Origin of the sequence: uncultured Campylobacter sp. (genome assembly GCF_938031315.1) — a bacterium.
GTDB lineage: Bacteria > Campylobacterota > Campylobacteria > Campylobacterales > Campylobacteraceae > Campylobacter_B.
In genome coordinates, this window is the sequence record NZ_CALHHT010000321.1 from 1 (window position 1) to 1,303 (window position 1,303).

The 1,303-nt window shown below is 45.7% G+C and carries 1 protein-coding gene; it reads left to right on the forward strand.

Annotated elements, in window-relative coordinates; genetic code table 11:
- Positions 1-70: 70 nt before the first annotated feature.
- The gene (locus Q0236_RS07865) at positions 71-685 is read left to right on the forward strand and encodes a hypothetical protein (RefSeq protein WP_297902312.1); all 615 of its coding nucleotides are present in this window, start codon (positions 71-73) and stop codon (positions 683-685) included.
- Positions 686-1,303 lie beyond the last annotated feature (618 nt).

The following is a 1,303-nucleotide window of genomic DNA, read 5'->3' on the forward strand; positions in this document are numbered from 1 at the left end:
TTCCGCCCGTTTCAGCGTAAAATTTAGACCCGCGGGGTAGAATTACAAAAATTTTTACACGGAGCAAACAATGAAAAATTTCTTTCTAGCCGCAATAGTTTGCGCGCTTTTTAGCGGTTGCGCATACGAAGCGCAGTTTAATCAAAACGCCGATGTGGCGCCGTTTGACGACACTATAAGTGCGACCAACGCCATGCAAAGTGCGCTCATTTACATCCCTGGCGAGCTAATGGGGACAAAAAGCTACGTCGCAAGCTCGAAGTTAGGCAGAGACGATGAACTTAAAATCGACGTCGGCGAGTTCGTCGCAGGCGAGGCAAAGCGCTTCTTCGGCACCTACCTAAGGCGCGTAAGCGTTACCGACGACGAAAAAGCGCTGCAAGGTAAAGGGCTTGTTATCGCGCCTGAGCTTAGCTCATTCGGCTTTGGCTTTTACAGCTCCGACGGCATCGACGTTTCGGCAAAGCCCTACGTGCGCTACAATCTACGTCTAAAAATGTTTAAAAACGGAAAGCCGATCTACAACCAAAATATCGCCGTAAACGAGCGCAACTTCGGCGAGGAGGAATTCTTCGGCGGCGGTCAGGGCTCGTACGCGCAGATCGGCGGGATCTTTCAAAAATCGATGGCGAATGATTACGCCGTGCACGCTAGAGAAATTTTGGACGTAATCAACGATAACTAATCGCGCTTGCGCCTTTGTGCGTGGTAAGCGGCATCTGGTTGCTTATTTTTGCTCGCCGTCTTGTGGTAAAATTTGTCGCGGCGATCTTACGGCACGCGCTTGCGGATCGTCGCGCCTAAATTTTATTTATTGATATAATTAGCATGGCTTTAAAATACTCAAATGCGCGCTTACTTGTAAGATTTATCTCGCCTGCGGCATTAAATCCTTTTGATACCGAGTTTGCTGGTGCTATAGGCATCAAATTTAATCCCGCAAGCTGGGTAAATTCCGTAAAATGCACTATGAAATTTAACTCAGCAGTTTGTATTTAAGTGCGGCGAGCCGACAAATTCCTTACCTTGACATACCGCCTAATTCCGTTTTTTAGGGCTAAGCTCCGCAAATAAACTTTTTGCGTTCGCTGCTACGCTTGCATAAAATTCCATATTCGCAGCACCAAAAATTCGCTCTAAATTTAAAGCACCGATTAATATTAATTTTTATATCATTACTAAATTTTTTAAGGAGAGAATTATGAAAAAGTTTTTATTGCTTCCGTTTGCTTTCGCGGCGCTTTTTGCGGCACCAAGCTGCGATAATGTCCAGCTCAAAGCGGCTGTGGAAGGTATCAATAAG

What these genes read in the sequence shown, in the direction of transcription:
- Q0236_RS07865 (WP_297902312.1), top strand. Translation starts at nt 71, where the DNA reads ATGAAAAATTTCTTTCTAGCCGCAATAGTTTGCGCGCTTTTTAGCGGT.